At 74.5% G+C, this 1722-nt stretch carries 1 protein-coding gene and 1 pseudogene; both read right to left on the reverse strand.

Going from position 1 to position 1722, the window contains the following annotated elements; all coding sequences use genetic code 11:
- A pseudogene (locus tag ACIPYS_RS40155) lies at positions 1-1259 on the reverse strand (ATP-binding protein); the annotation flags it as partial.
- Positions 1260-1509: 250 nt separating this feature from the next.
- Positions 1510-1722: hypothetical protein (locus ACIPYS_RS40160; RefSeq protein ID WP_400755573.1), on the reverse strand; the 213-nt coding region annotated here is incomplete at its 5' end.

Consider the following 1722-nt stretch of genomic DNA (forward strand, 5'->3'; position numbering starts at 1 on the left):
TGTTCCAGCATCTCGGTGGCGGCGATGACGTGCTCGTCGGTCGGCCCCTGGATCAGCACGGTGGCCAGGCCGTCGAACATCCGCCAGTCGCCGGCACCCTTGAGGTCGGCGACCCGGAACTCCACCGAGGTGTCGAGGGCCAGCCACAGGGCCAGCGCCCGGAGCGCTGCGGTCTTGCCCTGGTTGGACAGGCCGGTGATCAGCAGGTGGCGTTGCAGCAGGGCGAGGGCGGCGGCGTCGCCGCGCAGGTCCTGGCCCCAGGGGGCGCGGCCGTTGTAGAGGTCCGCCGTCAGGTCGGGGTCGGTGACCAGCGGGGAGGGGCCGATCGGCTCGTCCAGCGCCCCGCTGTCGGCGATCCACAACCGGACGGTGCGGGCGGCCTGGGGGATGGTGACGAACACCTCGTGCTCGTGCCGGGCGAGGTTCTCGGCGAGCTTGCGGCGGCGCTTCTGCACCTCCTCCGTGGACACGCCGGAGGGCAGGGTGACGTCCACCTCGACCCCGCATCCGGCGATTCGGATCGGGCCGAGCATGCCGGCCCCGGCGTCGCCCATCTCCCGGATCGCCTTCCGCAGCGGGGCGATGCCGAGGTCCCGCAGCGCGGTCACCACCACCGAGGGCGTGATCGGCGCCCCGGCGTCGTCCTTGACCGTGCCGGGGAGGGTCCAGGCGGGGGCGGCCTGGCGGTGGCGGCCGATCGACCACAGGGAGAGCAGGACCAGGAACGGCCCGGCCACCACGGTCGGGCCCCACAGGATCCCGATCAGGATCGCGGCCCAGCGGATCAGCTCGATCACGGTCATCGTCGGCCCGACCACGCACGTGATGTCCTGCTCGGCGATCGCCAGGACGACGCCGAGAAGCAGAAGGGCGCCCTGCGCGGTCCCGACGGCGAACGCGGCGGCCTTGGCGACCTGCTGGGGGGCTTTCAGGAGGTCCATGCGCCGCTGGTGGCGGGCGGCCCGGAACGCGGCCGCGCGGACCTCCCATTCCATGGCCACCTCGTGCTGGCCGGCCGCCTCCGCCGTGCGCATCATCCGCTCGTAGCGGGCCAGCGTGCGCCCGTCCCACGCCCGCTTCCCGGCGATCACCCCGCCGGCCGCGACGTAGGCGCCGTGACGCACGACCAGACGGGTGGCGGTGCGCGTGCGGTCGTGGGTGAGCACGACCCGCACCGAGCGGCCCCCGCGCACCCACACCGGCGCCCGCACCGGACCGGCGGCGGGAGCCGGGCCGGGGGCCGGGGTGGTCTTCGGCAGGACCACGCCCTCCAGCGGGGCTGCCGGTCCGGGAACCGGGGCGGCGCCCGGCTCGCCGGGGGCGAACACGGTGGTGCGGGCGGCGCGGACCTTGGCCAGGTCCACCACCACACCCCCGGACGGGCTGTGCTCGGTGCTGTGCGGCTGGTTCACTGAAGTTCCTTCCTCACTGCGATGTGGTGCGGAAAGGCCCCGGGACGGCCGGACACGCCGGCAAGCAGCACGGCCGTCCCGGGGGTGGAGCAGGTGGTCAGCGGCCCGTGGGCCTCAGCTCGTGCGCGTGGCACAGGACCGGGGCGTGCATCAGGCCGATCCGGTGCACGGTCCAGCGCCCGGCCGTCAGCGGGCCCGGCGGGACCCCGTCCACAATCCGGCCCGTGCGGCCGACCACGCTCGGGTCGTCCTCGCAGGACACGATCAACACTTCGTCACCAGCGGCGAACATGACGGCTCCTCGGTCAGG

The sequence above is a fragment of the Kitasatospora sp. NPDC089913 genome (assembly GCF_044748625.1).
Taxonomy (GTDB): Bacteria; Actinomycetota; Actinomycetes; order Streptomycetales; family Streptomycetaceae; genus Kitasatospora.